This is a genomic window from Gracilimonas sp., from assembly GCF_035704785.1.
Classification (GTDB): domain Bacteria; phylum Bacteroidota; class Rhodothermia; order Balneolales; family Balneolaceae; genus Gracilimonas.
Genome location: NZ_DASSWP010000210.1, coordinates 1 through 4943, shown reverse-complemented (window position 1 = coordinate 4943; position 4943 = coordinate 1). Strand labels below are relative to the sequence as shown.

General features: G+C 41.9%; 7 protein-coding genes. 5 read left to right on the top strand and 2 right to left on the bottom strand.

Features of this window, described 5'->3' with window-relative positions; translation table 11 throughout:
• Positions 1-286, bottom strand: a 286-nt coding sequence (locus tag VFM80_RS12150) for a hypothetical protein (RefSeq protein ID WP_395072098.1), incomplete at its 3' end; no start/stop codon positions are given.
• 826 nt (positions 287-1112) lie between these two features.
• On the opposite strand from VFM80_RS12150, the gene VFM80_RS12145 reads away from it, so the two are divergent.
• The 5 genes from VFM80_RS12145 to VFM80_RS12125 all read left to right on the top strand — a co-directional run bounded on the left by VFM80_RS12145 (position 1113) and on the right by VFM80_RS12125 (position 4161).
• Entirely contained in the window at positions 1113-1340 is a 228-nt protein-coding gene (locus tag VFM80_RS12145) for a hypothetical protein (RefSeq protein WP_395072097.1), read from the top strand.
• A gap of 117 nt (positions 1341-1457) precedes the next feature.
• The gene (locus VFM80_RS12140; protein WP_395072096.1) at positions 1458-1820 is read left to right on the top strand and encodes a PRC-barrel domain-containing protein; all 363 of its coding nucleotides are present in this window, start codon (positions 1458-1460) and stop codon (positions 1818-1820) included.
• Between the two features lie 359 nt (positions 1821-2179).
• Positions 2180-2617, top strand: coding sequence for a hypothetical protein (locus tag VFM80_RS12135; RefSeq protein WP_395072095.1), 438 nt, complete (start codon positions 2180-2182; stop codon positions 2615-2617).
• 175 nt (positions 2618-2792) lie between these two features.
• Entirely contained in the window at positions 2793-3791 is a 999-nt protein-coding gene (locus VFM80_RS12130) for a YrzE family protein (protein ID WP_395072094.1), read from the top strand.
• 181 nt (positions 3792-3972) lie between these two features.
• The gene (locus tag VFM80_RS12125; protein ID WP_395072093.1) at positions 3973-4161 is read left to right on the top strand and encodes a hypothetical protein; all 189 of its coding nucleotides are present in this window, start codon (positions 3973-3975) and stop codon (positions 4159-4161) included.
• Here VFM80_RS12125 and VFM80_RS12120 read toward each other — a convergent pair.
• Positions 4155-4943, bottom strand: a 789-nt coding sequence (locus VFM80_RS12120; RefSeq protein ID WP_395072092.1) for a Gfo/Idh/MocA family protein, incomplete at its 5' end; no start/stop codon positions are given. The two genes, VFM80_RS12125 and VFM80_RS12120, sit on opposite strands and share 7 nt — an antisense overlap.

Below are 4943 nucleotides of genomic sequence, written 5' to 3'. Positions count from 1 at the left end.
CAATATGGAGCTTTAGTGAAGTTAGAGCATTTATTAGTGACTCAGTTCCGAAATCAAGTTTAATATTTTCTAAAAAATATTTCGTTGAATATGCATTGAGAGTTCTCGTAAATCTTTTGCCATCCATCATGCACTTAAAATTGTTTATGAAATCTGCGGCAGAGTTAGGATTCATTGAGTGTTTATCCGCAAGCTGACTACGTCCATCTTGGAATGATATTTCTCCCAAATAGACAGCTTTGGAGATATTATAAGCTTGATGAGTTTGTTTTTCTGTAATTTTCATAATCAAATTGCAAGATGGTGGAATTGCCCGTACCATAATCTTATCCGAACAAGCCTTCACTTTAAGTATTCGTATAATCCCCGGTTTACCCACCAATATAACACCTTAAACCATTATTGCAAGTGGAGATAGCACGTACTGCATTTTTCATTTTGTTGCATGTTCTCCATCCATCACCCCGCCCCCGACGATTGAGGGTTCGAGGCCATTACAAAAAAACATCCGTCGGAGCCGAAATGATGGATTCCAACCGTTCTAAATTCAACATTCGATGATCCTTGTTCGATGTTCCGCCCAGCTTTAGCTCTTTTTTCGCAGCCGGTCCCGATTATCGGGATGTTTCTTTTGTCGGCACAAAAGAAACAGGAAGACGATTACGGGTAACAGATCATTATTAAGGCACGGGGAGCCGGAGCTTCCTGGAATGCATTGTCCCCCCGACCAATTCGGGGGGAGAGCTTAGCAACGAGAAAGAAAAGTAGAGATGGAATTCATTGCAAGCTTTTCGGACCGGAAGGTCCATGATTGCATTCCCAAGTAGGACGTTGGGAACGAGGTAAAAACATCCGTCGGGGCCGAAATGATGGATTCCAACCGTTCTGCATTCATTATTCGATGTTCCTTGTTCGATGTTCAGATATTCATCCAAATTTTGACCATTCTGAGACTTATATAAATATCAGCCGACAACCTGTAACGGATATAGCCCCTGAATTGAATAATTTTTTGCCATGTCCACAAGAAGTGACCAAGAGCAGACTTTTATTATATATGCTTATCAAAAAAACCTAAAAAAAAGAGAATCAAGACCATGGAAACAACGACTATGACAAACGATAAAAAAGAAGGGAAAATGGCTAAAGAGATAGAAAATTACACTGCAGAAATACCCTCAGACGCCTTTTTGTGGTCAGCTTTTACTGTGATGACCGTTTCATTAACCCTTAAGATGTTACAAAAAAATGACCTCGCACTGTTTGTGGGTCAGTGGGCCGCTCCAATATTATTGATGGGCGTATATAATAAGATTGTGAAAGTTGAAGGTTCAGATTGAATATCCCGTTCAACAACAGAGCAGTAGGAAGCTGATTTAAAAATACTAAACAAGATTGTTGTAAAACAACAACATATAAGTCACAAAAATTACTACTAATCAAAAAATAATAGAACTATGAAATCAAGAATTTTATCCTCATCCACCATTACCGGACAGAATGTCCACAATCTAAATGATGAAAATATAGGCGAAATCAAAGACTTAATGATCGATCTGAACAATGCAGAAATTGCATATGCTGTGTTGTCATTCGGAGGTTTTATGGGGATTGGCAACAAGTTATTTGCCATCCCAATGGAAGCCCTTCAGTTTTCAGATAATGATGATACGATACGGCTGGATGTCAACAAAGAGAAACTGGAACATGCTCCCAGCTTTGACAAAGACAACTGGCCAATGACCGCCGATAACCAGTTCATGGATTCTGTATACAGCCATTATGGATACAAGAACCGGCGACACGCTATGGCTAAATAAATACTTTTTCTCTCTACAAGTAGACTTTAATCTATTTTACAGAGAGACCAAGTTATTTTGTTACAAAGACGACAGATATCCTTCATTTCAAGATCTATAAATCAAGAAATGCAAGGGTATCTTTTTTATTCAACTACACTCGTTCCCAACAACACTGTCAGAAATGATCTATAGCCGGCCTTAGAAAAAGGAGCGTTAGAAGATGACGGATTGAAGCATTAAGAAGGCACGGGAAGCTGGAGCTTCCAGGACTGCATTGCTAAGCCGGAGCTTAGCAACGAGGATAAAGAATATCTTTTTTTACACTCGTTCGCATCCCCTTGGTTCCACTTCAACTATAATTTACCAATGATGAATCTATGGCTGTTGCTTTTATCCTTTTTGGAACGTTGACCGGAACATCCCTGATGACTTTATTCAGCTATTTTCTATCAAGAAAAGCAAACAGAAATTTCAGGGAACCGGTCTTACTTAATCAATTATTATTCGATCTCCCCCTTTTCGAGTTTAAAAGTAAGCCCATCCTTCCGGGATGGATCTTACATTATGCCGTTGGCTTTATTTTTGTAATCGGCTTCCATTTTTTTTGGAAGATGGCCTCTATTACCCCATCCCTTCTTAGTGGCTCTATATTAGGCCTGTTTTGTGGCATGTTAGGTGTAGCCGGATGGCATCTTGTGTTTTTACTCCATCCAAAACCCCCATCCATAGAATTAAAAGAATACTATATCCATCTTATAGTGGCTCATATTATTTTCGGATTTGGGGCTGCAGCAGGATATAAATTAGTTAGTTGAGAGTTGAAAGTTGATAGGGTGATTATCACTTTATCAACTCTCAATCCCCCCTCCTCAGATTTATATAAACATCAGCCAAAAAATATATAACGGATATTGTGACTGAAATAAATATGTTTTTTAAACATGTCCTAAAAGGGCAATTAATATTCAGTAAAATAATCCAAAGGCTACTATGGATAACACAAATGAAATTAATCCCTATACCCATGAACCAAAAAAGGGAGTATCCTGGAGAGCCATCTTTGCAGGTACATTGACGGTATTGTCAATTCTGCTGATACTCAATTTAATAGGACTCGCTATAGGACTGGGTACCATCGAGCCCTCTGAGGAAAACAATCCGTTGAGTGGAATTGGAACCGGGGCCGTGATATGGTGGGTCGTTAGCAATTTAATAGCGCTCTTTGCCGGTGGATTTGTCGCTGCTCGGGTGGGTGTTTCCCTTACTAATATCAGTGGTGTAGTACAGGGAATCATGACCTGGGGTCTGTATGCACTTATCTCAGCTTGGATATTAACAACGGCGGTCGGCACCGTTATATCGGGTGTTGGAAGTGCGGTTGGCGGTATAATTTCCACAACGGGACAGGCTGCAGGCGATGCACTTGCACCGGTGATTGAAAAGCAGGTTGAAGATCTTGACCTATCACTGGAAGGTGCTAAAGAACAATTTTATTCTCTGATGAGAGATGCAGGCGGTAATCCCGAGGAAATGCAGGATAATGCCTCTCAAGAAATCAGGGATGGTGATGTTGAGCAGGCTTTCAGAGATGCCAAGGACAGATTAAATCAGACATTCAAAGAGGTAGACAAGGAGAAACTTGTTAGTATACTGGTTGAACGTACAGACATGTCCCGGAGTGAAGCTGATAGTGCTGTCGCCAATGTTCTGGCTGATTATGAATCATTGCGTAAGGATGTAGATGAATTCCTTGCCAGGGCAAAAGAGACGGCAATAGAAAAGGGAGAAAAAGCCGCTGAAGCAGGAGCTAAAGCAGCCGTTTATATGTCTATCGCCCTCATACTTGGATTGTTTGCCGCTTCCTTAGGAGGAGTATTAGGTGTTAAAGATCTCAGGGATGATTATGAGACTCATTATGTACACCATGATAACGCATTTGATTCGCATGTGCATCGCGGACCGCATCCTTCTGAAGAAACGGATATATAATAAATCGGCTCAGAGAGCCTAAAATAAGGTATAACCGGCCTTAAAAAAAGAGCGTTGATTCGATCAATGAACTGCGAACTGCAATTGGTGATTGTTGAATAGAAGAAGTTTAAACAAATTGTCATCCCGCGAGTGCGTGCTAATTGGCTAAGGGCAAAGCCACTGAACACGAGGGATCTCAATGTTTGAATTACCTGCTAAGTCTTGGTTTGAGATCCTTCGCGGGATAACTCCCAAACTTACATTCAACAACTTCGCGCTCAGGATGACGACTCTTGGGGTTGAATTCAGCTTTTTATCATTCCCAACCGGGAGGTGGGGAATGAGTCACATCGGCTCAGCGAGCCGATGTACGCACCGCTGTTACTGAACCATATCAACCCAGCGGTTCTTTTTGCCACTTTCTATTGCCTTGTGAATGAATTTCACTCCCATCAGACCGTCTTGTACCGTAGGGAAATCTGTGGCTAATTCGTCCGGCTCTTTTCCATTTTTCTTTGCCTGTAAAGTGAGTGCCACATTTTTATAGATATTGGCAAAAGCCTCTAAAAATCCTTCGGGATGTCCCGGCGGAATGCGAATATTAAAACCTGCTGCATCAGATAAATAGGAGTTGCCCCGCTTATGGATCTCCTCCGGCTTGTCAGGATATTTCACCCTTAAATAATTGGGTGATTCCTGATCCCATTCCAGTGAGGCTTCCGTACCATAGACTCTGATGTTCAAAGGATTTTCTTCCCCAACCGATACCTGCGACGCATACAGGATTCCCCGAACTCCACCTTCGTAGTGAATCAGCATGTTGGCATCATCTTCAAGGGTCCTCCCTTCTACAAAAGAGGTAGTATCCGCAAAGAGTTTTTCTATCTGCAGGCCTGTAATATATTCCACAAGGTTTTCTGCATGGGTTCCTATATCGGCAATAGCTGCCGAAACACCGGCTTTTTTGGGATCAGTCCGCCACTCCGCCTGTTTATTTCCCTGCTCTTCCACGGGTTCAGCCAGCCAGCCCTGCGGGTATTCAACGACAATCTTTCGAAGCGATCCCAGCTTTCCGTTTTGAACCATATGCCGGGCTTCTTTCACCATTGGATAGCCGGTATAATTATGAGTCAGCGCAAAAATTACCTCGTGTTTTTCCACCAGCCGGCA

Bases quoted from the DNA above. Each gene is read 5' to 3' on its own strand.
- VFM80_RS12130 (WP_395072094.1), top strand. From the start codon at position 2,793: ATGGATAACACAAATGAAATTAATCCCTATACCCATGAACCAAAAAAG.
- VFM80_RS12140 (WP_395072096.1), top strand. From the start codon at position 1,458: ATGAAATCAAGAATTTTATCCTCATCCACCATTACCGGACAGAATGTC.
- VFM80_RS12125 (WP_395072093.1), top strand. From the start codon at position 3,973: ATGTTTGAATTACCTGCTAAGTCTTGGTTTGAGATCCTTCGCGGGATA.
- VFM80_RS12145 (WP_395072097.1), top strand. From the start codon at position 1,113: ATGACAAACGATAAAAAAGAAGGGAAAATGGCTAAAGAGATAGAAAAT.
- VFM80_RS12135 (WP_395072095.1), top strand. From the start codon at position 2,180: ATGGCTGTTGCTTTTATCCTTTTTGGAACGTTGACCGGAACATCCCTG.